Here is a 23,432-nt window from a genome sequence, read left to right as displayed (position 1 = left end):
CGGGCCTGCGCAGCGACCCGCGAAAACGGCGTGGCCCGCTGCCCTCGAAGGACAGCGGGCCACGCCGCAACAACTACTGAAAAAGAACTCAGCGCACGGTGCGCCGGCGCAAGAGCAAGGTGAGGAGCAACAGCGCCAGCACCGTGAACGCGATGAACGACCAGTTCGCCAGCGTCAGGCCGAACAGCGACCAGTCGATCTTGGAACAGTCGCCGCCGCCGCGGAAGATCATCGGCAGCGCGCGCTTGAGCGGGAAGGTCTCGATCATTCCGTACAGGTCGCGCCCGCACGAGACGACTTCGGGCGGATACCACTGCAGCCAGCTCTGCTGCGCCGCCGTGTAGGCACCGCCCACCGCCGCCGCCAGTGCCAGCACCCCGCCCGTCACCTGCAGGCCGCGGCTGTTGAACAGCGCCGCCAGGCCGGTGAACAGCGCCACCAGCATCAGCGCATAGCGCTGCACGATGCACATCGGGCAGGGTTCGAGCCCGACCACGTGCTGCAGATACAGCCCGAAGGCCAGCATGAGGACACAGGCCAGGCAGATCAGCCCGAGCGCGCGGCGCGGCGCGCCGAAGTACCAATGGATCAAGGAGATACCCAATCTTCTTCTACGAACACCCTGGCCTTGCGGGGGTTGGCGACGACGGTGTCGCCTTCCTTCAAGCCCAGGTCGCGGAACTGTTGCGCAGGGAGTTGCGCTTCGATGATGGTTCCGGAGCCCGGATTATCTGGATTCGTTTCGGTGGGCTCAAGTTCCAGCCGCGCGATCGGTCCGACCACGATCGCGCGCGACAGCGTGGCGACGATGCCGGTGGCGCCTGACACGTAGCGTGTCACATCCAGGTCATGCGGGCGCACGTAGGCCAGCGCCTTGGCGTCGCGCGCGCTGCTGTGCTCGGGCGAGTCGATGCGCATACCGTCCAGTTGCACGGCGCCGTTGTCGGCCCGGCCGTGGAACAGGTTCACGTCGCCCAGGAAGCCGTACACGAACGGGCTCGCGGGCTTGTCCCACACGTCCTGCGGCGAGCCGACCTGCTCGATGCGGCCCTTGTTGATGACGACCACGCGGTCGGCCACTTCAAGCGCTTCTTCCTGGTCGTGCGTGACGAAGATCGAGGTGACGTGCAGCTCGTCGTGCAGCCGGCGCAGCCAGCGGCGCAGCTCCTTGCGCACCTTGGCGTCGAGTGCGCCGAAGGGTTCGTCCAGCAGCAGCACCTTGGGCTCCACCGCCAGCGCGCGGGCCAGCGCAATGCGCTGGCGCTGGCCGCCGGACAGCTGCGACGGGTAGCGGTCGGCCAGCCAGTCGAGCTGCACCAGCTTGAGCAGGTCGGTCACCTTGGCCTTGATCTGCGCGTCGCTCGGGCGCTCCTTGCGCGGCTTCACGCGCAGGCCGAAGGCCACGTTCTCGAACACGGTCATGTGGCGGAACAGCGCGTAGTGCTGGAACACGAAGCCGACCTGGCGTTCGCGCACATGCACGTCGGTCGTGTCTTCGCCCGAGAAATGGATGCTGCCGGTGTCGGCCGTTTCCAGGCCCGCGATGATGCGCAGCAGCGTGGTCTTGCCGCAGCCCGAGGGGCCGAGCAGCGCGACCAGTTCGCCCGACTCGACGTCGAGGTTCACGTTGTTCAGCGCGCGGAAGTCGCCGAACTGCTTGCTGATGTTGCGGATTTCGATGCTCATGGTCTTGTTCTCTCGTCTTCTCAGGCCGCCGAAGGCTCGGGGGGACGCTCGGGCGGCAGCTCGGCGATGGCTTTCATTTCGCGCTCATGGCGCCACTCGATGACCGACTTGATCACCAGGGTGACCAGCGCCAGGATCGCCAGCAGCGAGGCCACCGCAAAGGCGGCCACCGACTGGTATTCGTTGTAGAGCACCTCGACGTGCAGTGGCATCGTGTTGGTCTGGCCACGGATGTGGCCCGACACCACCGACACCGCGCCGAACTCGCCCATGGCGCGCGCGTTGCACAGGATCACGCCGTACAGCAGGCCCCACTTGATGTTAGGCAAGGTCACGCGCCGGAAGGTCTGCCAGCCGGTCGCACCGAGCACGATGGCGGCCTGCTCCTCGTCGGTGCCCTGCGCCTGCATCAGCGGAATGAGTTCGCGCGCAATGAAGGGAAAGGTCACGAACACGGTGGCCAGCACGATGCCGGGCACGGCGAAGATGATCTTGATGTCGTGCTCCGCCAGCCATGGGCCGAACCAGCCCTGCGCGCCGAACACCAGCACGTAGATCAGGCCCGCCACCACCGGCGACACCGCGAACGGCAGGTCGATCAGCGTCGTGAGAAAGGCCTTGCCGCGGAACTCGAACTTGGCGATGGCCCACGCTGCGGCCACGCCGAAGACGAGGTTCATCGGCACCGCGATGGCGGCGGTGATCAGCGTGAGGCGGATCGCGCTCCACGCATCGGGCTCCTTCAGCGCCTCGAGGTAGGCATTGAGGCCCTTGCGCAGCGCCTCGACCGCCACGGCCGCCAGCGGCAGCACGAGGAACAGGAACATGAACGCCAGGGCGATGCCGATCAGCGTCCAGCGGACCCAGGCCGACTCGGTGGTGCCGGCCTGCGCGCGGCGGATGATTTTGGAAGGTGCGCTCATGTCAGGCTCCTGCGCGCTTGCGTTGCCAGGCTTGCAGGCCGTTGATGACCAGCAGCAGGATGAACGACAGCACCAGCATCACCAGCGCGACCGCCGTGGCGCCCGTGTAGTCGTACTGCTCCAGCTTGCCGATGATGATGAGCGGCGTGATCTCGGAAATCATCGGCATGTTGCCGGCGATGAAGATCACGGAGCCGTACTCGCCGATGGCGCGTGCGAAGGCCATCGCAAAGCCCGTCAGCAACGCGGGCGCGATCGACGGAAAGATCACCTTGGTGAAGGTCTGCAGGCGCGTGGCGCCCAGCGAGGTGGCGGCTTCTTCGAGTTCCTTCTCGGCGTCTTCAAGCACCGGCTGCACCGTGCGCACCACGAAGGGCAGCCCGATGAAGATCAGCGCGATCACGATGCCCGCCGGCGTGAACGCCAGCTTGATGCCGTGCGGCTCGAGCAGCTGACCGATCCAGCCGTTGCCCGCCAGCAGCGCCGTGAGAGAGATGCCGGCCACGGCCGTGGGCAGCGCGAACGGCAGGTCGACCAGCGCATCGACGATGCGCTTGCCCGGGAACTTGTAGCGCACCAACACCCAGGCCACGAGCAGGCCGAACACCGCGTTCACCATGGCGGCAATCAGCGAGGCGCCGAAGGTCAGGCGGTACGAGGCCATCACGCGCGGCGCGGTCACCGACACCCAGAAGTGCTCCCAGGTCATCGTGAAGGTCTTGAAGACCAGCGCCGACAGCGGGATCAGCACGATCAGGCACAGATAGAAGACCGTGAAGCCGAGCGTGATGTGGAAACCGGGCAGCACGCGCTTGGCGCCCCCTGCCCGGTTGGCACGTGAAAAAGGCGCTCCCGCTGCCGGGAGCGCCGAAGAAGCAGCGCCGCTCATTTACTTCGCGCCAGGGGTGTACAACTTGTCGAACTGGCCGCCGTCGTTGAAGTGCACCTTCTGCGCTTCGCTCAGGCTGCCGAACAGTTCCTGCACCGTGAACAGCTGCAGCGGCTTGAAGGTCGAGGCGTACTTCTTGAGCACGGTCTGCGAACGCGGGCGCAGCGCATGCTTGGCGGCGATTTCCTGCGCTTCTTCGGAGTACAGCCAGTCGAGGTAGGCCTTGGCCAGCTCGCCCGTGCCCTTCTTCTTGACGGTGCGCTCGACGATGGCGACCGGGTTCTCGGCCACGATGGAGATCGACGGATACACCGAGTCGACCTTGCCGGTGCCGAATTCGCGGTCGATCGAGACCACTTCGGATTCGAAGGTGATCAGCGCGTCGCCGATGTTGCGTTGCAGGAAGGCGGTGGTCGCATCGCGGCCGCCGCGTGCCAGCACCGGCACGTTCTTGAACAGCTTGCCGACGAACTCGGCAGCCTGGGCGTCGGTGCCGCCCTTCTTCTTGATGTAGCCCCAGGCGGCCAGGTAGGCGTAGCGGCCGTTGCCGCCGGTCTTGGGGTTGACGATCACGACCTGCACGCCGGGCTTGACCAGGTCGTCCCAGTCCTTGATGCCCTTGGGGTTGCCGTTGCGCACCAGCAGCAGCATGGTCGAGGTGGTGGGCGATGCGTTCTCGGGGAACTTCTTGTTCCAGTCCTTGGCGACCACGCCGGCGTTGGCCAGGAAGTCGATGTCGGTCGAGGTGTTCATGGTCACCACGTCGGCATCGAGGCCGTCGGCCACGGCGCGCGCCTGGGCGCTGGAGCCGCCGTGCGACTGGTCGATCTTGACGTCCTTGCCCGTGGCCTTCTTGTAGTTCGCCACGAAGGCCGCGTTGTAGTCCTTGTAGAACTCGCGCGCCACGTCGTACGAAGCGTTCAGCAGCCCCGTGCCTTGTGCGAAGGCGGTGCTGCCGGCGAGTGCGGAGGACGCCAGCGCGAGCACGGCGACGAAGGTCTTGATTCTGGAAGTCATGTGGTTGCCAGGTTTTCTGAAAATTCACGTCCCGCCGACCAGGCGGCGGGTTCGTCGGTCAACGATTGCAGCAGGGCCAGGCCGAGCGGCCAGTCTCCGTGCCCCGAATCGATGTTGATGTGCCCCGCATTCTGCATGCGCACGAACTCGCTGCCCCAGGCGCGCGAATAGGCGCCCGCCAGGCGGATCGGGCAATAGGGATCGTTGCTGCTCGCCACCACGATGCTGCGGTACGGCAGCGCCGCGTAGGGCACGGGCGCGAAGTCGGATAGCACCGCGCGGCGCTCGGGGTCGGCCGGCGCCACCAGCAGCGCGCCCTGGATGCGGGCGGCGGCCTCCGGCGGCAGGTGCGCCGTGGCGATGCAGCCCAGGCTGTGCGCCGCGATGACCACCGGGCCTTCGCTTTCGAGCACCAGCTTGGCCAGCGCAGGCACCCAGACGTCGCGCTTGGGCGAAGCCCAGTCGTCCTGCGCCACCCGCGCCGCGCCCGGAATGCGTTCTTCCCACAGGCTCTGCCAATGGCCGGGCCCGGAGTCGCGCCAACCGGGCACGATGACGACACGAGTCTGCATGACGGCGCGGTCCTGCGGCTTCTTACTTGTTGGGCTGCGGCGTGATGCGCAGGTAAGGCTTGACGGCCTTGAAGCCCTTGGGGAAGCGCTCGGCCAGCTCGGCCGGGTCCTGGATGCTCGGCACGATGACGACGTCATCGCCGTCCTTCCAGTTCACAGGCGTGGCGACCTTGTGGCTGTCGGTGAGCTGCAGCGAGTCGATCACGCGCAGGATCTCGTCGAAGTTGCGGCCGGTCGACGCCGGGTAGGTGATGGTGGTGCGGATGACCTTCTTGGGGTCGATGATGTAGACGCTGCGCACCGTGGCCGTGGTCGAGGCGTTCGGGTGGATCAGGTCGTACAGGTCGGCCACCTTGCGGTCGGCGTCCGCAATGATGGGGAAGTTGACGGTGGTGTTCTGCGTCTCGTTGATGTCGCCGATCCACTCCTTGTGCTTGGTGGCCGGGTCGACGCTCAGCGCGATGGGCTTGACGCCGCGCTTGGCGAACTCACCCGACAGCGCCGCCGTCTTGCCGAGTTCGGTGGTGCACACGGGCGTGAAATCGGCCGGGTGCGAGAAGAACACGATCCACGAATCGCCGGCCCACTGGTAGAAGTCGATCGGGCCTTCGCTGGAGTCCTGGGTGAAATTGGGGGCGGTGTCGCCGAGTCGCAGGGTTGCCATGGTCGCTCCAAGGAGGGGGTGAAGCCCTGGATTGTGCGAACCGCTGCTTCAATGGCAAACGAATATCTGTTTGTTTGGATATGACGTTTTTCGCATATAGAACCTGCGCAGGCCCACTATGACGCTATCTTTTAGATAGCAATCTGCCTCAAAACATCCGCATCTGCTCGCTTTGCAGGTGTTCGGACAGGAAGTCGATCAGCCGCCGCACCGCCGGCACCAGCGCCCGCCGCGCCGGAAACACCATGTGCGCCACCACCGGCGACGGCCCCCAGCCGGGCAGCACCCGCACCAGCCGGCCCGCCTCGATGTCGGCGCTGCACATGTAGTCGGGCAGCAGGGTCACGCCGACGCCGCCCAGCGCGCCGAACTGCAGCGTCGCGAGGTCGTCGGCCACGTAGCGCGGCGTGTGCACATGCACGTGGCTGCGGCCTTCCGGGCCTTCGAGGCGCCACTCCGAGCGCCCTTCCCCGTTGACCGACATGGCCGCCGTGGGCAGCTTCGCGAGGTCGGCGGGCGTGTCGACCGGGCCCTGGCTGGCCAGCAGCGTCGGGCTCGCGACCAGCACGCCGCGGCTGTGGCCGAAGGTCTTGGCCACCAGCACCGTGCTGTCCTCGATGGTCGGGCGCACGCGCAGCGCGATGTCGATGCCCTCCTCGATCAGGTCCACCGGCCGGTTGATGACGCGCATGTCGACGCGCACCGCCGGGTGGCGCGCCATGAACACCGGCATCAGCTGCGCCAGCCCGCTGTGCGAGATGGTGACCGGGCAGGTCAGCCGCACCAGCCCGCTCGGCTCGGTCTGCACCTGCGCCACCGCCTCGGCCGCCGCTTGGGCCGCGTCGCGCATCGCCGAGGCATGCCGCAGGTAGATCTCGCCGGCCGGCGTGAGCGACAGGCGGCGCGTGCTGCGTTGCATCAGCTGCACGCCCAGCCGCTCCTCGAGCTCGGCCACGCGCCGAGACAGCCGCGATTTGGGAATGCCCAGCGCCCGGCTGGCGGCGGCAAAGCCGCCCCGCTCGGCCACCTCGGCGAAGAACACCATGTCATTGAGGTCTTGCATGGCTTTATTGTCCTACCAACAGAACGATCTGATCAAATTTTGGCTACTTATCAGCCACTCACATCAAAAATAGAATTCTCCCAACGCCGGCCACTTCTCAGCGCCGACACCTTGCACAGAAAGTGATTGACTGACATGAAGCTGCTCCACATCGACTCCAGCATCCTCGCCGCCGGCTCCACCTCGCGCCAGCTGACCGCCGAAACCGTCGCCGCATGGCGCGCCGCCCACCCCGACACCCAGGTCGAGTACCTCGACCTCGCCGTGGACGCGCCCTCGCACTTCGGCGTCGACGCCCTCGGCATCAAGACCGGCGTGCAGGCCCAGCCGACCGAAGCGCAGTTGCGCGAGAACGCCCTGTCCGAAAAGCTGGTGAGCCAGTTCCTGGCCGCCGACGTCGTCGTGCTCGGCGCCCCGCTGTACAACTTCACCATCCCGACCCAGCTCAAGGCCTGGATCGACCGCCTCGCGCAAGCCGGCCGCACCTTCAAGTACACCGAGAAGGGCCCCGTCGGCCTGGCCGGTGGCAAGACCGTGATCGTGGCTTCGAGCCGCGGCGGCATCTACTCGACCTCCGAAGGCGGCCAGGCGGCCGAGCACCAGGAGAGCTACCTGAAGGTGATCTTCGGCTTCTTCGGCATCACCGACGTGCGCTTCGTGCGCGCCGAAGGCATCGCGATGGGTGACGCGCCCAAGGCCGCCGCCCTGGCCGCCGCCCGCGCCGACATCCTCGTGGCCACGACCGAAGCTGCGAACCAGAAGACCGTCGCGCAAGCCGCCTGAAGCTTCCGCGGCCGGAACGGACTTGTCTGGCTGATGCAAAAGCCAACAGAACCAGTCGCTTAAGAAGCTGGATGTCATTGCCGCTTGGTTGAGCCCATGCAGCGTAGAGCTGTCTGGGCCAATCGAGCGTTCACTGTGCGCTACCTTCTGCAGACCCAAGAGCTTCAGCTGGAGAATCTTTTGCGGTAGTCCGCAGGTCCGACCCCGAGCCGCCGGTGAAACGCCCGGCGAAGACCGTCCCCATTGGCATAGCCTACTTCGTCGGCCAAACCCTTCAACGAAACGTTTGACTCCTCGATGCGCCTGCGCGCTGCGTCGATTCGAACGCTCTCGACATAGTCTGCAGGCGTCATGCCAGCCTCAAGTCGAAAAATCCGCGCAAAGTTCCGCTCACTCATCTTTGCTTGCAGGGCGAGCGCAGGCACGCTGAGGTCGGCCCGGAGGTTGCCCAGGACAAAGTCTTGAATCTCACGAATTGCGGAACGCTCGGCGGTCTGGGCCGCGAGGTGCGCACTGAACTGGGACTGGCCCCCGGGGCGCTTCAGAAACATCACCATCTCGCGAGCCACGCGAAGTGCCAGATCGCGCCCATGATCTTCCTCGACCAGAGCGAGCGCGAGATCCATTCCAGCAGATACGCCCGCCGATGTGTAGAGATTCCCATCTCTCACGAATATTGCGTCAGCGTCAACGTCTGTAGTTGGATAGTCCGCGGCAAGTCGGTCTGCTGCATTCCAGTGCGTGGCCACCTTCTTTCCGCTCAGAAGACCGGCTGCTGCCAACACAAAGGCACCGCTGCAAACCGACCCGATGCGTCGCACCCTCCCACATTGCTGCCGAAGCCACGTCTTGAGCGCTTCGTTGCCCGTCACGCTGTGCACATCTGGACTGCCCGCAACCAGCAACGTGTCGATCGCACCTCGATGGCTGGCAATCGTGGCATCGATCATCAGACGCAGCCCGCTGCTGCTCTTGAGTGCCCCTTCATCTGGGGCGATGACCTGCACGCGGTACGCGCGCGGATCTCCCAGCTGCCTCGAAGCCTCGGCAAAGATGTCAGCCGGGCCGACAACATCAAGCAGCTGAACACGTGGGAAAGCAAGGATGGCGATACGCATCGGGGTGGCTCCGTCATGCGCGCCATGGGCGCGCCGTGCCGGAAGTTTGGCGGGATCTCACGGGATTGGCAATTCAAGCCACGGGGTCTGACCATGATGTAACGAGGTCGGCTGTATCTGCTTGAACATTGGCAGAAAAGAACGGAGGACTGCAGCCCGCGCCCTCGACTGTTGGCGGAAACTTTCGCACATGGCACTTTCCGCCAACATACGGAGCAACAAATGACCGCCGATCTCCTCTCTGCTGAACAGCAGTCCCGCCCTGCAGTAACTGGTTCCATCCGAAATCTTCCTGTCAACCTTTTCGGAGCTGTCATGGGCCTCTCAGGCCTTGCACTGGGTTGGCGCCTGGCCACCCGGTCTCTGGGCTTTGGCGTGCAAGTCGCGGATGCCCTGAGCATCTTTTCCAGCCTCGTTTTTCTGGCCATCACGGTCGCGTATCTTTTCAAGCTGGTGAAGCATCCCGACGCTGTCCTGGCCGAGTTCCGCCACCCCATCGCTGGCAACTTCTTCGGAACAATCACCATCTCGCTGTTGCTGCAGTCGGCCGTACTGGGCCACTACTTCGGGCAGGTGGGACTGGTGTTGTGGATCATTGGCACCGTCACGACACTCCTGGTGAGCTACGTCGTCGTTTCCCGGCTGCTATCCGGCGGGGGTGACCCCTCGCACGCCGTGCCTGCCTGGTTGATTCCCGGTGTTGCCGCGCTGGACATTGCCGTGACCTTCGCCTACACCGATCTACCGGGCTCCGCCGAGACTTTGCGTGTCGCTGCCGGCATTGGCACGGCCCTCGCCTTGGTGATGTTCACGATGATCGTTGTGAGACTCGTGCAGCGAGAGCCGCTCGCTGCGGCCATGACGCCTTCTCTGATGATTCTCGTGGCTCCGTTTGAGGTTGGCTTCCTCGCCTACACCAATCTCACAGGCGAAGTCGACGCCTTCGCCGCAATGCTCTTTTACTTCGGCCTCTTCCTGTTCCTGGTTCTGGCGCCCAAAGTGTTTCGGCCGGGCATTGCATTCGGTCCCGCTTGGTGGGCGATCAGCTTCCCCCTTGCCGCGCTCGTCAACGCTGCACTCAAATATGCGTCCGTGCAGTCATCACAGCCCCTGACGTGGCTTGCGTGGGGCTTGCTGATCCTGCTCACCGCGGCTCTGTCGCTACTGACTGTGCGGACCTTCCATATCGTCTTCAACGGCAAGCTCCTTGCGAACTGAAGTGACCGAAACTCAGCGCTCACCAAGAGGGTCGCAGCCCCTGTCACGCAGGCAGTTTGAGCAGGCACGCGGTACGCACAGCCAACGGCTTCTTGATCTCCGAGCCGCTCGCAGCTTGCCGACAAGGCCGCCATACGCCGTCAGCTTCGAAACCAAGGAGTCGCTTTGGCTGCAGGGCCAGGAAGCCTTGCATGCACAAGGACTCCGAGGAGAAGCGATCGAGAATGAAATCAGCAACTACGTTGCGATGGCTCCTGCACGCAACGAACTGATGGCGCGCATCACATTCGATCCCACGACCGGTCAACAAGAAGTTTCCTCAGCGTCTCGACGTGCCCAACAAACCGATGCCGAGCAGGCAACGGATCTGGTTTTCTGTGGGCATGCTGTAAGAGGCCAACTCAGTAAACGCGCGTTTGAGCACGGCACAGCATCTGAGCTCGTCTTGTATGTCGGATTTCACTTGACGGACCAACAGGCCGCTCACTTCTGCCTGTTCAGCAGCAAGGTGTCCTTTCACGTTGGTCGCTCAAAGCATCGTGTTGCTTCTGTGCCTTTGATCTTGCGCATGCGACTCGCAGCCGAATGGGCCCGATCATGAATGCGATGACCGCATGGGTAGCGCTTTTTGCTGCTGGGGGACTCGAAATCCTATTTGCCGTCGGGCTGAAATCGGCCACGAGATTCGACCGCCCTTGGGTGTTGGCAGGCACGATCGCTTCGCTTCTCGGCAGCCTGTCACTGCTCACCTTCTCGCTGAGGCATTTGCCAGTCGGTTCTGCCTACGCCGTGTGGACAGGCATCGGTGCGGTCGGAACAGCGATTGTGGGCATGGTTCTCCTGGGAGAGTCGGCTTCGGCACTCCGGCTGCTTTGCATTGGGCTGATTGTCATGGGCGTGGTCGGGCTTAAATCGCTCCACTAGCGGTCCCGAAGAAACCCCTCGTTCTGAGGGGCGAGGAATCTTGTGCAACAGCTAGATAGCTCCGACACCGGAACGAAAAAGCCGCCCTTGGGGCGGCTTTTTCATTGGCGCTTGCTCTGCGTTCAGGCTGCAGCGTGCGCCTTGACCCACGCCACGTACTTGTCCATCCAGCCCTGCAGGAATTTCTGCGTGCCTTCGTTGCCGATGTGGCCCTTGTCGTCGAACAGGCCTTCCTTGGCCTGCAGGAACACCTCGGGGCCGCCCATCGTGGGCGCGTCGAGGTACGCCAGGATGTTGCGCAGGTGCTGCTGCGCCAGCGCGGTGCCGATGGCGCCCACCGAAATGCCGAGCACGCCGGTCGGCTTGCCGGCCCAGACGCTCTGGCCATAGGGGCGCGAGGCGTGGTCGATGGCGTTCTTCAGCACGCCGGGGATCGAGCGGTTGTATTCGGGCGTGACGAACAGCACGCCCTGCGCGGCGGCCACTTCGCTCTTCAGGCGCTTCACCTGCGCGGCCTGGTTGCCGTCGTCGTCCTGGTTGTACAGCGGCAGGTCGTCGATGCGCAGGGTTTCGAACGTGAAGTCCGACGGCGCGAGATGCGCCAGCGCCAGGGCCAGCTTGTGGTTGAACGAATCCTTGCGCAGGCTGCCGACGATGACGGCGATCCGGGTCTGTGCCATGAGGTGGAACTCCTTGAAATGGAAAAGGCTGTCGGAATGACCGGGACGATTATGCGAAGCGCTCAAGACCTTTTCCAGAAAAGTTCATGACAACCGGCGCACCCGCCTGCGCGCGGCGCACGACCCCGTGGGCCAGTCGGTCCAGCCCGGTGCACAGCAGCCAGTAGATCGCGCCCACCAGCACGAAGATCTCCGCCGGATAGACCATGGTGCGCGCGTTCACCTGCGAGGCCACGAACGACAGCTCGCCCACGCCCACCACGTACGCCAGCGAGCTGTCCTTCACGAGCGTGACCCACTGGTTGACGAACGACGGCAGCATCATCCGCAGCGCCTGCGGCAGCACGACGTGGCGCAGCGTGCCCCAGCGCGTGAGCCCGAGCGACAGCCCCGCCGCCCACTGCCCCGCACCGATGCCGCGGATGCCCGCATGCACCGCGTGCGCCAGGTAGGCGCCGCCCACCAGCGACAGCGCGCACATCACCGACAGCACGCCCGGCACGCTCACGCCGAGCGCGAACGGCAGCAGGAAGTAGGTCCAGAAGATCAGCATCAGCACCGGGATCGCGCGCAGGAACGCCAGCCCCAGCGTCAGCACGCGCTTGAGCGGCCCCCGCGCCATGGCCAGCCCGATGCCCCACGCCAACCCGAGCACCGCCGAGGCGATGCCCGAGCCGGCGCTGAGCAGCACCGTGAGCGCCGCACCGCCCAGCTCGCCCTGCGGAAAGGCGCCCCACAACAGGTACGGCAGGCTGTCCCACAGCATGTGCAGCGCATCGCTCATGCCGTCGCCCTCCCCGGCAGCTGCGATTGCCGGCGCGCAGCCCACGCCGCCAGCAGCTCGATCAACCCGATGGTCACGATGTAGAGCAACGTCGCCACGCCGAAGGCCTGGAAGGTCTTGAAGGTTTCCGCCTCGACCTGGCGCGAGGCGTACGACAGCTCGACCAGCCCCACGGCCATCGCGAGCGAGGTGTTCTTGACGATGTTCATGTACTGCCCCAGCAGCGGCGGCAATGCGATGCGCAGCGCCTGCGGCAGCACCACCTGCGCCAGCACCTGCGCGCGCGTGAAGCCCAGCGCCTGCGCCGCCAGCGTCTGCCCCTCAGGCACGCCGCGGATGCCCGAGCGGATGTCCTCGCCCACGTAGGCCGCCGCATACAGCGTGAGGCCGAGCAGCGCCGACAGAAGTTCGAAGGAAATGAAACGCCCCGCCAGCAGCCCTTCGCGCAGCGCCTCGGGCAGCAAACTGGGCGCGCCGAAGTACCAGAAGAAGAGCTGCACCAGCAGCGGCGTGTTGCGAAACAGCGAGACGTACGCCCCGCTCGCGCGCAGCCACGCGGGCCGGCTCGACGAGCGCCCCGCCGCCACGACGACACCCAGCAGCGTGGCGCCCGCCGCCACCAGCAGCGAAGCGCCCACGGTCACGAGCCAGCCGTCGAGCAGCCAGCCGAGGTAATGGGGCGCGAGCAGGTGCTCGCGCAGGAAATCGCTCAAGGCCGCATCGATCCGGTCGTTGCGTGCCTCATCAGTTGGCGGCCACGCGCTGGTCGCCGATCTTCAGCAGGCGCGGCAGCGGCGCCTTGCTGTTCGGGCCGAACCAGGTGTCGTAGATCGCCACGGCGCGGCCGTTCTTCTCGCTGTCGACCAGCCAGGCGTTGAGCGTTTCGAGCAGGCGCGTCTCGCCCTTGGCCACGGCCGCGCCGAGGTACTCCTTCGACACCGTGATCGCCGGGATCTCGTACTTCTCCTTGTCGGGAATCGCGTTCCACTGCGCCGTGAGCTTCACGCCGTCGTTGGTGATGGCCTGCACGTTGCCGTTGCGCAGCGCGGCCAGCGCAAAGGGCGAATCGTCGTAGAGCACGACCTTGGCGTCGGGGTAGTTCTTGCGCAGGTTCGACTCCATCGTCGTGCCCTTCTCGGTGCCGATGCGGATGTCCTTGATCTGCGCGGCCTCCTTCAGCACGCCCTTCTTCGCCAGGAACTGCTGGCCGACCAGGAAATACGGCGTGGTGAAGTCCACCGCCTTGGCGCGCTCGTCGGTGATGGTGAAGCTGGCAAACACCACGTCGGCCTTGCCCGAGGTGAGCAGTGGAATGCGGTTGGCCGGGTTGGTCGGCACCAGTTCGATCTTCACGCCCAGGCTTTTCGCGAACTCGGTCGCCAGGTCGATGTCGTGGCCGACCTGCTTCTTGCTGGCCGGGTCGATGTAGCCGAAGGGCGGGTTGCCGTCGAACGCGGCCACGCGCAGCACACCGGCCTTGCGGATGTCGTCGAGCTTGTCGGCCCAGGCGATGTTGCCCAGGGTGGTGAAGGCGCCGAGGGCCAGGGCCAGGCTGGTCACGGTGAAAGAGTGGGTGTTGCGGGTCATGCCTGCGCTTCGCTGGAAGTGGAAAAAGAGAGCGCGACTCTAGGCAGCGCCGCGTGCGGCGCCAACGAAGCAATTTCCTCTTGCATATGCAGCGATGAGTTGCGCATGAACAAATGACAAAAGCTTCGTGGCGCACGAAGGCGTCGATCCCTAGAGTGGCCAGCCTCTGCCTTCCGCCTGACTGCTTTTTTCTTCTTCGGCCGCGTGATGCGGCCCCGCTCTTCCCATGCACTTCCCAAGCACTTCCTCGCCCGCCGTCTCCCGGCGCCTTCTGCTTCGCGCCGGTGTCGGTGCCGCCGCCGTGGCCGCCTCGGCTCCGCTGTTCGCCCAGACGCGCGCCCGCACGCTGCGCATCGGCTACCAGAAGTTCAACACGCTCAACATCCTCAAGGGCACGGGCCAGCTCGAGAAGGCGCTGGCGCCGGCCGGCGTGAACGTCGAGTGGCGCGAGTTCCTCGGCGGCAGCCAGCTGTCGGAAGCGCTGGCCGCCGGCGCCATCGACTTCGGCCATGCCTCCGACGGCATCGGCGTGTTCCAGCAGGCCAGCGGCAAGGGCCTGGCCTACCTCGCGGCCGAAAGCCCCTACCCCGGCGGCGTCGGCTTCCTGGTGCCGCGCGACTCGCCGATCCGCAGCGTGCGCGACCTCAAGGGCAAGAAGGTCGTCACCGGCCGCGGCTACAACACGCAGTACGTGCTGATCCGCGCACTCGAAGCGGCCGGCCTGCGCTACGAAGACATCGAGCCGGTCTACATCGTCACGGCCTCCGACACCGTGGCCGCCTACCAGTCGGGCAGCGTCGCGGCCATCGGCCTGTGGGACCCGTTCCTGGCCGGCGCGCAGGTGGCGACCGAGTCGCGCCTGCTGTTCGACGGCACCGGCCTGAGCGGCAACCGCACCTACCACTTCGCGCAGCCCGCCTTCGCGCGCGCCAACGCCGACACGCTGCGCACCGTGTTCGCCGAGCTGCGCAAGGCCAACGACTGGGCCCAGGCCCACCCCGGCGAGGTGGTGGCCACGCTCGCGCCGCAGCTGAAGGTCGAGCCCAAGGTGCTGGCGCTGGCGACCGAACGGCGGCACTATGGCGTCGTGGCGCTCACGCCCGCCATCGCCCGCGAACAGCAGGGCCTGGCCGACGTGTTCGCGCAGCTGAAGCTCATTCCCCAGCCCATCGCGGTGAAGGATGCGTTTCTGGACCTGAACCTTGTGTGACGACGAAACCTCTCGCCCCGTGACCCGTTCTCCTACCCACTACGACGCGATCGTCATCGGCCTGGGCGCCCTCGGCGCGGCCTCCCTCTACCAACTCTCGCAACGCGGTGCGCGCGTGCTCGGCATCGACCAGTTCGCACCGCCGCACGACCGCGGCTCCTCGCACGGCGATTCGCGCATCACGCGGCTGGCCGTCGGCGAAGGCGACGAGTACGTGCCGCTGGTGCACCGCTCGCACGCCATCTGGCGCGCGCTCGAGGCGCGCACCGGCCGCCCGCTGATGACCACCACCGGCGGCCTCATCCTCGCGCCGCGCGACCGCGTGGCCGAGCACCATGGCAAGTCCGACTTCGTGCGCCGCACCATCGCCTGCGCCGAGCGCTTCGACATCGCGCACGAGGTGCTCGACGCGGCCGGCATCCGCGCGCGCTACCCGCAGTTCCACCTGCAGGGCGACGAGATCGGGTACCTCGAACGCGACGCCGGCTTCGTGCGCCCCGAAGACGCCATCGCCGCCCAGCTCGCCGTGGCCCGTGCCGACGGCGCACAGACCCGCACCGGCGAGCGCGTGCTGGGCGTCGAGCCCGTGGGCAACGGCGACACCGTGCGCGTGCGCACCGAGACCGCGAGCTTCACCGCCGACCAGGTGGTGGTCGCAGCCGGCGCCTGGCTGCCCGAGTTCCTTGGCCGGCAGGCGCGCACCGACTGGCAGGCCCACTTCTCGGTGCACCGTCAGGTGATGCACTGGTTCGACACCGGCCCCGCCGCCGCGGCCGACTTCGCGCCCGGGCGCTTCCCGATCTTCATCTGGATGTTCGGCGACGCGGAAGAAGACTACATGTACGGCTTTCCGGCCTCCGACGCGTCGCAGCCCGCGCTGAAGGTCGCCACCGAGCAGTACGTCGACGCCACCACGCCCGACGCGCTCGACCGCGAGGTGAGCGCCGAAGAAAGCGCCGCGATGTACCGCGACCGCGTGGCCGGGCGCTTTCCGCAGATCGCGGGGCATGCGCTCAAGGCCCGCGCCTGCATGTACACCGTCACGCCCGACCGCCGCTTCGTGATCGACGCGCTCGACGGTCTGCCGAACGTGCTGATCGTCTCGGCCTGCTCCGGCCACGGCTTCAAGCACTCGGCCGGGCTGGGCGACGCCATCGCCGACCGGGTGCTGGGCCGCGAGAGCGCGCACGGCCTCGACCTGCGGCCCTTCGCCCGCGAGCGGCTGGCGACCTCGCAACACCCCTGAGGCGCCCGCGCGCGATCCGGGGCATCATCGCTTCCGATCTTCAGTTTCTTCGGAGGCAGCGCGCGATGCGATTCCTGATGGTGGGTGCGGGAGCACTCGGTGGTTACTTCGGCGCACGCCTGCTCGCGGCAGGCCGCGATGTGACCTTTCTACTGCGTCCCGGCCGCGCGGCCCAGCTGGCCACGACCGGGCTCGTGGTGCGCAGCCCCTTCGGCGACCTCGACCTGCCCACGCCGAAGCACGTGCTGGCCGAGCAGATCGGCGGCCCGTACGACGTGGTCGTGGTCGGCTGCAAGGCCTACGACCTCGACGCCACCATGGATTCGTTCGCGCCCGCCGTCGGGCCCGACACCGTCATCCTCCCGCTGCTCAACGGCCTGGGCCACATCGACCGGCTGGTCGCGCGCTTCGGCGAGGCGCGCGTGCTCGGCGGCCTGTGCATGATCTCCGCCACGCTCGACGACGAGGGCCGCGTGCAGCACCTGAACGACATGCACAGCCTGAGCTACGGTGAACGCGCGGGCGGGCGCTCGCCGCGCATCGACGCCATCGCGGCCCAGTTCGCCGGCGCGAACTTCACCGCCACAGCGAGCGAGACCATCGCGCAGGACATGTGGGAGAAGTGGGTCTTCATCGCCTCGGCCGCGGGCCTCACGAGCCTGATGCACGCCTCCATCGGCGACATCGTGGCGGCCGGCGGCGAGGACGTGGCGCTCGCGATCTTCGACGAGTGCTGCGCCATCGCCGCCCACAACGGCTTTGCCCCGCGGCCCGGCGCCCTCACGCGCGGCCGCGCAGTGGTCACGACCGCCGGCTCGCCCATGACCGCCTCCATGTACAAGGACATGGCCCGCGGCGCGCGCGTCGAGGCCGACCACATCCTGGGCGACCTGCTGGCCCGCGCGCCGCGCAGCGCATCGGCCACGCCGTCGGTGCTGCGCACGGCGTACGTGCACCTCAAGGCCTACGAGTTCCGTCGCGCCCGCGAGGCCGGTTGAACGACGGCAACACCATGGCCGACACGCTCGCCTTCCTCCATACCGCGCAGGTGCATGTGCAGACCTTCGGCAGCCTGGCCCGCGAGATCGCGCCCGAGCTGCGCGTGCAGCACCTGGTGATGGAAGAGCTGCTCGCCGATGCGCGCACGCTGGGCGTCGACCACGCCGGCCTGGTGACGCGCGTGCACGAGGCCATGCGCGACGCCGCCTCCGACGGCGCCTCCGTCGTCGTGTGCACCTGCTCGACCATCGGTGGCATCGCCGAAAAGACCGCCACCGGCGGCGCCTTTGCCGCCCTGCGCATCGACCGCGCCATGGCCGACCGCGCCGTGCGCAACGGCCCGCGCGTGCTGATCGTCGGCGCCGTCGAGAGCACCATCGACCCGACCCTGTCGCTCGTGTTGTCCGCGGCCCGGCAGGCCGGCGTCGGCATCCGCGCCAGCACACTGCTGGTCGAAGACGCCTGGGTCCATTTCCAGTCGGGTGACACCGCGCGCTACATCGCCACGCTGGCCGAATCGATCCGCGCCGCAGCCGAGGGCACCGACGTGATCGTGCTGGCGCAGGCGTCGATGGCGCCGGTGACGGGGTTGCTGGCGGATTTGGGGGTCGATGTACTCAGCAGTCCACAGTTGGGGGTGGCGCATGCGGTGGCCACGCTGCGGGCTTCGAGCAAGGCCTGGGCATCCGGCAGTACCGGCATGTCCGGCTGGTAGCCCTGCCGCAGGAACCCGGCGCTCGGGTCGCCTAGTCCGACTTCTGAATCGTCTCCCCCTTCAACGCCCCCATGTCGCGGATGTTGAAGCGGTGCTGCTTCCACCCCGCCATGGTGCGGCGGAAGTTGGCCAGGGAGATGCCGTAGTACAGCACCTTGAACATGCGCAGCGCGCCCCACATTGGCGTGCCCTTGTAGATGTCGCCGGCCAGCAGCGACATCAGCGCTTCCTTCACTCGGAACGGGTTGCCGGGGTACATGAACATATCGCGGATGGTGGGGTTGGTCACGCGGTAGATGAACCACGAGTACTCGCGCGGGCCCTTGCGCATCATGGCCTCGAAGCCTTCGCGGGCGCGGGCCAGCTCGGCCGGCTGGTCGAGTGCAGTGGCCACCAGCTCGGCGCCGTCGAAGGCGCTGTGCATCGCCAGGTACACGCCCGAGGAGAACATCGGGTCGATGAAGGTGAAGGCGTCGCCCAGCAGCAGGTAGTTGTCGCCGGTGGCGTGCGTGCTCGAGTACGAGAAGTTGCCGGTGGCGTGCACGGCGCCGTCGACCAGCGTGGCGTTCTTCAGGCGATCGGCCAGCACCGGGCACAGGGCGATGGTGTCGTAGAAGAATTCCTTCAACGATTTTTCGCGCGTCTTCAGGTAGTAGGGCCAGCACACCGCGCCCACGCTGGTCGTGCCGTCGGCCAGCGGAATGAACCAGAACCAGCCGTGCGGAAACCAGCAGATGCTGATGTTGCCTTCCTTCTTGCCCTCGAGCCGCTCGGCATTGGTGAAGTGGCCGAACAGCGCGGTGCTGTTGTGGTCGGGGTTCTTCTGCTTGCAGCGGAATTTGTTGGCCAGCAGCGTGTCGCGGCCCGTGGCGTCGATCACGAAGCGCGCGCGCCAGCTGCGCTTGGCGCCATCGTCCATCACGGCCTGCACGGTCGCGCCGTCGGCGTCGAAGGCCACGTCGCGCACCTTGCAGCCTTCGAAGGCCTGGGCGCCGCGCGTGGCGGCGTTGCGAAACAGCAGCTCGTCGAGCTCGGAACGGCGCACCTGCCAGGCGGAGTCGAGCGACTTGTCCCAGCCTTCGGCGAACTCCACGTAGCTGCGGTGCTCATGCTCGGGCGAGACGAACTCGATGCCGAACTTCGGCATGCCGATCTTCTCGACCTGGTCGCGCACGCCGAGCTTGTCGAACAGCTCGACGTTCGCGGGCAGCAGCGATTCGCCGATGTGAAAACGCGGGTGGTGCTCTTTCTCGACCAGCACCACCCTGCGCCCCTGCTGCGCCAGCAGCGCCGCGACGGTCGAGCCCGCGGGGCCGCCGCCGATCACGAACACATCGCAGGAATCGCTGGCAGAAGAAGGAGCACCGGAAGAAGAAACCTGAGGCTGGGACATGCGAAGACAAGCAGCGTGATGGACAGCGACAGAGCATAGCGCGCCCGCATCGCACGACGCAAAACGGGCTGGCGGCGCGGGGCCGGAGGCGGCACACTGGCGGCCTTCTCGGCCCCCTACCCCTTGCGCGCCATGACCCTGCATCGCCTTGCCCTGCTCGCCGCCCTCTGCCTGTCTGCCGCATGGAGCCATGCCGCGGGCTTCAGCTTCATCGAGGTGCCGGCCGACAAGGACGGGCCGGCCTTGCGCGGCGCGGTGTGGACGCCTTGCGAGGCAGCCCCCGGCGAGATCGCGTTCGGCCTGATCGCCATTTCGGCCACCAAGGACTGCCCCGTCGCCGGCACGGGCCTGCCGCTGGTGCTGATGTCGCACGGCTCGGGCGGCTCGTTCCTCGGGCACCACGACACGGCGGCGGCGCTGGCCGACGCGGGCTTCGTGGTCGCCGCCATCAACCATCCGAACGACAACTTCCAGGACATGGAACGCCGGGGCCATCTCTCGACATTTGCCGCGCGGCCCGTCGACATGCGGCGGCTGGCGGATCACATGCTCAAGGCGTGGCCCAACCACGCGAAGCTCGCTGCCGACCAGGTCGGCTTCTTCGGTTTCTCCAGAGGCAGCTACACCGGCCTCGTGGCGACGGGCGCGGTGCCCGACTTCAAGCTCGGCCTGCGCTTTTGCACGCCGGCATCGAAGATTCCGTTCTGCGGCCAGATCCAGCGCCAGGAACTGCCTGCGCCGCCGGTGCGCGATGCGCGCATCAAGGCGGCGGTGATCGTCGATCCGTTGAGCTTTTTCGATGCCAAGGGGCTGAAGCAAGTCACGGTGCCCGTCCAGCTCTGGGCTTCCGCGCGCGGCGGCGACGGGGTGACGCTGGACGACGTCGAAGCGGTTCGCCGCAACCTGCCTTCCGCGCCGGACTGGTACGTGCCCGCGAACACCGCGCACTTCGCCTTCCTGGCGCCCTGCGCGCCGGCCATGGCCAAGGCCTTGCCGGAGATCTGCAGCGATGCGGGCGGCTTCGACCGCGTCGCCTTCCACGCCGACTTCAATGCCAAGGTGCTCGCCTTCTTCAGGCAGCACCTGGCATCGAAGCCCTGACCCGGCTCAGCGCGTGCGCCGCTGGCCGGCGAGCCGCCGCACCACCGTCACCAGCCGGTCGATCTCGTCGAAGGTGTTGTAGAACGCCAGCGACGGCCGCACCGTGGTCTCGACGCCGAAGCGCCGCAGGATCGGCTGCGCGCAGTGGTGGCCCGTGCGCACCGCGATGCCTTCGTCGTTGAGCGCGTGGCCCACCTCCTCGGTGGTGTAGCCGTCGAGCACGAAGGACATCACGCTCGCCTTGTCGGCCGCCGTGCCGATCAGCCGCACACCGGGAATCGCGCCCAGTTGCGCCATGCCGTACACCAGCAGGTCGTGCTCGTAGCGCGCGATGTTCTCGATGCCGACCTTGTTCACGTAGTCGATGGCCGCGCCCAGGCCCACGGCATCGGCGATGTTGCCGGTGCCGGCCTCGAACTTGTTCGGGATCGGCTGGAACACGGTCTTCTCGAAGGTCACGTCGGCAATCATGTTGCCGCCGCCCTGCCACGGGGGCATGTCTTCGAGCACCTCGCGCTTGCCCCACACCACGCCGATGCCGGTCGGGCCGAACACCTTGTGGCCGGAGAACACGAAGAAGTCGGCGCCCAGGTCCTGCACGTCGACGCGCATGTGCGAGACCGACTGAGCGCCATCGACCAGCGCCTTCGCGCCCGCGCGGTGCGCCAGCTCGACGATCTCCTTCACCGGCACCACGGTGCCCAGTGCGTTCGAGACCTGCGTGACGGCGACGATCTTCGTGCGGTCATTCAGCAGCTTGCGGTATTCGTCGAGCAGCACCTGGCCCGAGTCGTCCACCGGGATCACGCGCAGCTTCGCGCCCTTGGCGGCGGCGAGCTGCTGCCACGGCACGATGTTCGCGTGGTGCTCCAGGTTCGAGACGACGATCTCGTCGCCCTCGCCCACGTGCTGGCCGCCCCAGCTCTTGGCCACGAGGTTGATGGCCTCGGTGGTGCCGCGCACGAAGATCACCTCGTCGACTTCGGGTGCGTTGATGAACTTGCGCACGCGCTCGCGTGCGCCTTCGTAGGCATCGGTCGCACGCGCAGCGAGTTCGTGCGCCGCGCGGTGGATGTTCGAGTTCTCGTGCTCGTAGAAGTACGCGATGCGGTCGATGACCGACTGCGGCTTGTGCGTGGTGGCGGCGTTGTCGAACCACACGAGCTGCTTGCCGTTCACCCGCTCCTGCAGGATCGGGAAGTCGCGTCGCACGGCGTGCACGTCGAACGGCGGATGCTGGCCGCTGCCGGCCAGCGGCACCGCGTCGGGGCCGCGCGGATCGGGCTTGGCCGGCGTGACGAAGCCGTTGGGCAGGCGCACCGCATCGACGAAGTAGAACTGCGCGTCGCGTCCGGCCGGTGCCGAAGGCGGGCCCAGTGGCAATGCAGGCAGCGCCGTCGGCGCGGCAAGACCCGCGAACGGATCGTGGATCGCAAAGCCATCTCCGGCGGTGCCTGCCGTCGGATGCCCGTAGCTGTGGTTCAAGAAGTAGAACGGCGATGCGGAGGCGGCCTGCGGCGACACAGGCGCCCCCACCTGCTGCGGCACGCCCTGCACCACGCCGCCCGAACGCGGCTCGAAGGCCGGCGCCACCGACAGCACCGTGTCAGGCACGCCGTTGCCCGCCACCGCATGCGGCAGCAGCGCCGGCGCGCGGTTCGCGAGCGACGGCAGCTGCGTGGGCGATGCGGGCAGCACATTGGCGCCCGGAACCTGTCCCTGCGGGATCGGCGTGCCCGGCACGCTCGGCCCGAAGCCGGCGGGGCTCACCAGCGGCGAGCCCGGCGGTGCGACGTTGGCGGGAAACTGCGCGCCCGGCGGCGCGGAGAACATGGCGCTGGCCATGCGCGCGAGAACGGCCGGATCGAACGGCGCCTCGCCCGGGAACGTGGGTGTGCTGCTCACCGCGGCTTACTTGTAGGTGTCGGGATAGTCGTGGTACTTGCCGATCTCGACGTCGTCGAGCACGGCCAGCGCGTCGGTGGTCAGCACCGCGAGCGAGCAGTACAGCGAGATCAGGTACGACGCGATCGCGTGGTTGTTGATGCCCATGAAGCGCACCGACAGCCCCGGGCTCTGCTCGCCCGACAGGCCCGGCTGGAACAGGCCCACCACGCCCTGGCGCTTGTCGCCCACGCGCAGCAGCAGGATCTTGCTCTTGCCGTCGGCCACCGGCACCTTGTTCGACGGAATCAGCGGAATGCCGCGCCAGGTGATGAACTGCGAACCGAACAGGCTCACCGTGGGCGGCGGCGTGCCGCGGCGCGTGGCTTCGCGTCCGAACGCGGCAATGGCCAGCGGGTGCGTGAGGAAGAACGCGGGCTCCTTCCACACCTTGGTCAGCAGCTCGTCCAGGTCGTCGGGCGTGGGCGCGCCGGTCAGCGGGAAGATGCGCTGCTCTTCGCTCACCTGGGCCAGCAGGCCGTAGTCGGGGTTGTTGATGAGCTCGCTCTCCTGGTTCTCCTTGATCGTCTCGATCGTGAGGCGCAGCTGCTCCTTGATCTGGTCGTGCGGGCTGCTGTACAGGTCGGAGATGCGGGTGTGCACGTCGAGCACGGTGCTCACGGCATTGAGGTAGTGCTCGCGCGGGTTCTCTTCGTAGTCGACGAAGGTGCGCGGCAGCTGGTTCTCTTCTTCGCGCGAGGTGCAGGTGACCTTGATCGACTCGGGGTTCTTGACCTTGTTGACGCGGTAGATGCCCGCTTCCACCGGCACCCATTGCAGCAGGTGCGTCAGCCAGCGCGGGCTGATGGTCTCGAGTTGGGGAACGGTCTTGGTGGCGTTGGCTAGCTGGCGGGCGGCGTTGTCGCCAAGGGCGGTGGTACCACCGACTGTTGCACTCATGGATCAAGGCTCCGTG

At 66.9% G+C, this 23,432-nt stretch carries 25 protein-coding genes; 9 read left to right on the top strand and 16 right to left on the bottom strand.

Annotated features, from left to right (window positions below):
• Positions 1–88: 88 nt before the first annotated feature.
• From AC57B8_RS24030 to AC57B8_RS23995, 8 genes are all read right to left on the bottom strand, one after another.
• On the bottom strand, positions 89–592 hold the full coding sequence (locus tag AC57B8_RS24030) for a disulfide bond formation protein B (protein ID WP_496480954.1): 504 nt from the start codon (positions 590–592) through the stop codon (positions 89–91).
• Positions 589–1,686, bottom strand: coding sequence for a sulfate/molybdate ABC transporter ATP-binding protein (locus tag AC57B8_RS24025; RefSeq protein ID WP_062470081.1), 1,098 nt, complete (start codon positions 1,684–1,686; stop codon positions 589–591). The genes AC57B8_RS24030 and AC57B8_RS24025 overlap by 4 nt, the downstream gene beginning before the upstream one ends.
• A 20-nt stretch (positions 1,687–1,706) precedes the next feature.
• On the bottom strand, positions 1,707–2,609 hold the full coding sequence (gene cysW, locus AC57B8_RS24020) for a sulfate ABC transporter permease subunit CysW (protein ID WP_062470078.1): 903 nt from the start codon (positions 2,607–2,609) through the stop codon (positions 1,707–1,709).
• Between the two features lies 1 nt (position 2,610).
• Positions 2,611–3,498, bottom strand: a complete 888-nt coding sequence (cysT, locus tag AC57B8_RS24015) for a sulfate ABC transporter permease subunit CysT (protein ID WP_062470075.1) — start codon at positions 3,496–3,498, stop codon at positions 2,611–2,613.
• On the bottom strand, positions 3,499–4,515 hold the full coding sequence (locus AC57B8_RS24010) for a sulfate ABC transporter substrate-binding protein (protein WP_062470072.1): 1,017 nt from the start codon (positions 4,513–4,515) through the stop codon (positions 3,499–3,501).
• Positions 4,512–5,087, bottom strand: a complete 576-nt coding sequence (locus tag AC57B8_RS24005) for an RBBP9/YdeN family alpha/beta hydrolase (protein WP_496480953.1) — start codon at positions 5,085–5,087, stop codon at positions 4,512–4,514. Before AC57B8_RS24005 ends, AC57B8_RS24010 begins: the two co-directional genes overlap by 4 nt.
• Positions 5,088–5,109: 22 nt before the next feature.
• A complete protein-coding gene (locus tag AC57B8_RS24000) occupies positions 5,110–5,751 on the bottom strand; it encodes a peroxiredoxin (protein ID WP_062470070.1) in 642 nt (213 codons plus the stop codon).
• A gap of 148 nt (positions 5,752–5,899) precedes the next feature.
• Positions 5,900–6,814: a LysR substrate-binding domain-containing protein gene (locus AC57B8_RS23995; RefSeq protein WP_492697077.1), complete on the bottom strand. Its 915-nt coding sequence runs from the start codon at positions 6,812–6,814 to the stop codon at positions 5,900–5,902.
• A 135-nt stretch (positions 6,815–6,949) separates the two neighbouring features.
• Here AC57B8_RS23995 and AC57B8_RS23990 point away from each other — a divergent pair, with 135 nt between their 5' ends.
• Positions 6,950–7,597 carry an FMN-dependent NADH-azoreductase gene (locus AC57B8_RS23990; RefSeq protein WP_070060825.1) on the top strand — a complete coding sequence of 216 codons (648 nt, stop codon included), beginning with the start codon at positions 6,950–6,952 and terminating at the stop codon, positions 7,595–7,597.
• Between the two features lie 164 nt (positions 7,598–7,761).
• Here the strand turns inward: AC57B8_RS23990 and AC57B8_RS23985 are convergent, their stop codons facing one another.
• Entirely contained in the window at positions 7,762–8,715 is a 954-nt protein-coding gene (locus AC57B8_RS23985) for a GlxA family transcriptional regulator (RefSeq protein ID WP_095747618.1), read from the bottom strand.
• A gap of 222 nt (positions 8,716–8,937) precedes the next feature.
• Here AC57B8_RS23985 and AC57B8_RS23980 point away from each other — a divergent pair, with 222 nt between their 5' ends.
• Genes AC57B8_RS23980 through AC57B8_RS23970 form a run of 3 tightly spaced genes read left to right on the top strand, consistent with a single transcriptional unit; the run spans position 8,938 to position 10,857 of the window.
• A complete protein-coding gene (locus AC57B8_RS23980) occupies positions 8,938–9,933 on the top strand; it encodes an SLAC1 anion channel family protein (RefSeq protein WP_496480952.1) in 996 nt (331 codons plus the stop codon).
• Position 9,934: 1 nt separating this feature from the next.
• A complete protein-coding gene (locus AC57B8_RS23975) occupies positions 9,935–10,534 on the top strand; it encodes a DUF3501 family protein (protein ID WP_496480951.1) in 600 nt (199 codons plus the stop codon).
• On the top strand, positions 10,531–10,857 hold the full coding sequence (locus AC57B8_RS23970; protein ID WP_492727031.1) for an SMR family transporter: 327 nt from the start codon (positions 10,531–10,533) through the stop codon (positions 10,855–10,857). The genes AC57B8_RS23975 and AC57B8_RS23970 overlap by 4 nt, the downstream gene beginning before the upstream one ends.
• Positions 10,858–10,979: 122 nt before the next feature.
• Here the strand turns inward: AC57B8_RS23970 and AC57B8_RS23965 are convergent, their stop codons facing one another.
• The 4 genes from AC57B8_RS23965 to AC57B8_RS23950 are packed head-to-tail and all read right to left on the bottom strand — an operon-like array spanning position 10,980 to position 13,908.
• Positions 10,980–11,537, bottom strand: coding sequence for an NAD(P)H-dependent oxidoreductase (locus AC57B8_RS23965; protein WP_492683892.1), 558 nt, complete (start codon positions 11,535–11,537; stop codon positions 10,980–10,982).
• 49 nt (positions 11,538–11,586) lie between these two features.
• Complete coding sequence (locus AC57B8_RS23960; protein WP_159276803.1) at positions 11,587–12,321, bottom strand: amino acid ABC transporter permease; 735 nt, start codon at positions 12,319–12,321, stop codon at positions 11,587–11,589.
• On the bottom strand, positions 12,318–13,034 hold the full coding sequence (locus AC57B8_RS23955; RefSeq protein WP_496480950.1) for an amino acid ABC transporter permease: 717 nt from the start codon (positions 13,032–13,034) through the stop codon (positions 12,318–12,320). Before AC57B8_RS23955 ends, AC57B8_RS23960 begins: the two co-directional genes overlap by 4 nt.
• Before the next feature lie 31 nt (positions 13,035–13,065).
• The gene (locus AC57B8_RS23950) at positions 13,066–13,908 is read right to left on the bottom strand and encodes a transporter substrate-binding domain-containing protein (RefSeq protein ID WP_492742119.1); all 843 of its coding nucleotides are present in this window, start codon (positions 13,906–13,908) and stop codon (positions 13,066–13,068) included.
• Positions 13,909–14,134: 226 nt separating this feature from the next.
• On the opposite strand from AC57B8_RS23950, the gene AC57B8_RS23945 reads away from it, so the two are divergent.
• The 4 genes from AC57B8_RS23945 to AC57B8_RS23930 all read left to right on the top strand — a co-directional run bounded on the left by AC57B8_RS23945 (position 14,135) and on the right by AC57B8_RS23930 (position 18,078).
• Positions 14,135–15,118 (top strand): aliphatic sulfonate ABC transporter substrate-binding protein, encoded by a 984-nt coding sequence (locus tag AC57B8_RS23945; RefSeq protein WP_496480949.1) that lies wholly within the window; start codon positions 14,135–14,137, stop codon positions 15,116–15,118.
• A gap of 19 nt (positions 15,119–15,137) precedes the next feature.
• A complete protein-coding gene (gene solA, locus AC57B8_RS23940) occupies positions 15,138–16,364 on the top strand; it encodes an N-methyl-L-tryptophan oxidase (RefSeq protein ID WP_496480948.1) in 1,227 nt (408 codons plus the stop codon).
• A 65-nt stretch (positions 16,365–16,429) separates the two neighbouring features.
• Positions 16,430–17,362, top strand: coding sequence for a 2-dehydropantoate 2-reductase (gene panE / locus AC57B8_RS23935; RefSeq protein WP_307692921.1), 933 nt, complete (start codon positions 16,430–16,432; stop codon positions 17,360–17,362).
• Between the two features lie 14 nt (positions 17,363–17,376).
• Entirely contained in the window at positions 17,377–18,078 is a 702-nt protein-coding gene (locus AC57B8_RS23930; RefSeq protein WP_496480947.1) for an aspartate/glutamate racemase family protein, read from the top strand.
• A 31-nt stretch (positions 18,079–18,109) separates the two neighbouring features.
• Here the strand turns inward: AC57B8_RS23930 and AC57B8_RS23925 are convergent, their stop codons facing one another.
• A complete protein-coding gene (locus AC57B8_RS23925; RefSeq protein WP_496480946.1) occupies positions 18,110–19,471 on the bottom strand; it encodes an NAD(P)/FAD-dependent oxidoreductase in 1,362 nt (453 codons plus the stop codon).
• 132 nt (positions 19,472–19,603) lie between these two features.
• Here AC57B8_RS23925 and AC57B8_RS23920 point away from each other — a divergent pair, with 132 nt between their 5' ends.
• A complete protein-coding gene (locus AC57B8_RS23920; RefSeq protein WP_496480945.1) occupies positions 19,604–20,572 on the top strand; it encodes an alpha/beta hydrolase family protein in 969 nt (322 codons plus the stop codon).
• A 6-nt stretch (positions 20,573–20,578) separates the two neighbouring features.
• On the opposite strand, the gene AC57B8_RS23915 is transcribed toward AC57B8_RS23920, so the two are convergent.
• Together AC57B8_RS23915 and AC57B8_RS23910 are read right to left on the bottom strand one after the other, a co-directional pair.
• Positions 20,579–22,417, bottom strand: coding sequence for a family 2A encapsulin nanocompartment cargo protein cysteine desulfurase (locus tag AC57B8_RS23915; RefSeq protein WP_496482239.1), 1,839 nt, complete (start codon positions 22,415–22,417; stop codon positions 20,579–20,581).
• 66 nt (positions 22,418–22,483) lie between these two features.
• Complete coding sequence (locus AC57B8_RS23910; protein WP_042579703.1) at positions 22,484–23,416, bottom strand: family 2A encapsulin nanocompartment shell protein; 933 nt, start codon at positions 23,414–23,416, stop codon at positions 22,484–22,486.
• Positions 23,417–23,432: the final 16 nt, after the last annotated feature.

This window comes from Variovorax sp. BGA-UO-ETr-C22 (assembly GCF_059567965.1).
The sequence above is the reverse complement of the archived record's forward strand: the minus strand, read 5'-3'. Positions and strand labels throughout refer to the sequence as shown.

Coding starts and splice junctions, on each gene's coding strand:
- AC57B8_RS23980 (WP_496480952.1), top strand. CDS start 8,938: ATGACCGCCGATCTCCTCTCTGCTGAACAGCAGTCCCGCCCTGCAGTA.
- AC57B8_RS24025 (WP_062470081.1), bottom strand. CDS start 1,686: ATGAGCATCGAAATCCGCAACATCAGCAAGCAGTTCGGCGACTTCCGC.
- AC57B8_RS23990 (WP_070060825.1), top strand. CDS start 6,950: ATGAAGCTGCTCCACATCGACTCCAGCATCCTCGCCGCCGGCTCCACC.
- panE (WP_307692921.1), top strand. CDS start 16,430: ATGCGATTCCTGATGGTGGGTGCGGGAGCACTCGGTGGTTACTTCGGC.
- AC57B8_RS23910 (WP_042579703.1), bottom strand. CDS start 23,416: ATGAGTGCAACAGTCGGTGGTACCACCGCCCTTGGCGACAACGCCGCC.
- cysW (WP_062470078.1), bottom strand. CDS start 2,609: ATGAGCGCACCTTCCAAAATCATCCGCCGCGCGCAGGCCGGCACCACC.
- AC57B8_RS23945 (WP_496480949.1), top strand. CDS start 14,135: ATGCACTTCCCAAGCACTTCCTCGCCCGCCGTCTCCCGGCGCCTTCTG.
- AC57B8_RS23925 (WP_496480946.1), bottom strand. CDS start 19,471: ATGTCCCAGCCTCAGGTTTCTTCTTCCGGTGCTCCTTCTTCTGCCAGC.
- AC57B8_RS23920 (WP_496480945.1), top strand. CDS start 19,604: ATGACCCTGCATCGCCTTGCCCTGCTCGCCGCCCTCTGCCTGTCTGCC.
- AC57B8_RS23965 (WP_492683892.1), bottom strand. CDS start 11,537: ATGGCACAGACCCGGATCGCCGTCATCGTCGGCAGCCTGCGCAAGGAT.
- AC57B8_RS24000 (WP_062470070.1), bottom strand. CDS start 5,751: ATGGCAACCCTGCGACTCGGCGACACCGCCCCCAATTTCACCCAGGAC.
- AC57B8_RS23960 (WP_159276803.1), bottom strand. CDS start 12,321: ATGAGCGATGCGCTGCACATGCTGTGGGACAGCCTGCCGTACCTGTTG.
- AC57B8_RS23985 (WP_095747618.1), bottom strand. CDS start 8,715: ATGCGTATCGCCATCCTTGCTTTCCCACGTGTTCAGCTGCTTGATGTT.
- AC57B8_RS23995 (WP_492697077.1), bottom strand. CDS start 6,814: ATGCAAGACCTCAATGACATGGTGTTCTTCGCCGAGGTGGCCGAGCGG.
- cysT (WP_062470075.1), bottom strand. CDS start 3,498: ATGAGCGGCGCTGCTTCTTCGGCGCTCCCGGCAGCGGGAGCGCCTTTT.
- AC57B8_RS23930 (WP_496480947.1), top strand. CDS start 17,377: ATGGCCGACACGCTCGCCTTCCTCCATACCGCGCAGGTGCATGTGCAG.
- AC57B8_RS23970 (WP_492727031.1), top strand. CDS start 10,531: ATGAATGCGATGACCGCATGGGTAGCGCTTTTTGCTGCTGGGGGACTC.
- AC57B8_RS23915 (WP_496482239.1), bottom strand. CDS start 22,417: ATGGCCAGCGCCATGTTCTCCGCGCCGCCGGGCGCGCAGTTTCCCGCC.
- AC57B8_RS23950 (WP_492742119.1), bottom strand. CDS start 13,908: ATGACCCGCAACACCCACTCTTTCACCGTGACCAGCCTGGCCCTGGCC.
- AC57B8_RS24005 (WP_496480953.1), bottom strand. CDS start 5,087: ATGCAGACTCGTGTCGTCATCGTGCCCGGTTGGCGCGACTCCGGGCCC.
- AC57B8_RS24010 (WP_062470072.1), bottom strand. CDS start 4,515: ATGACTTCCAGAATCAAGACCTTCGTCGCCGTGCTCGCGCTGGCGTCC.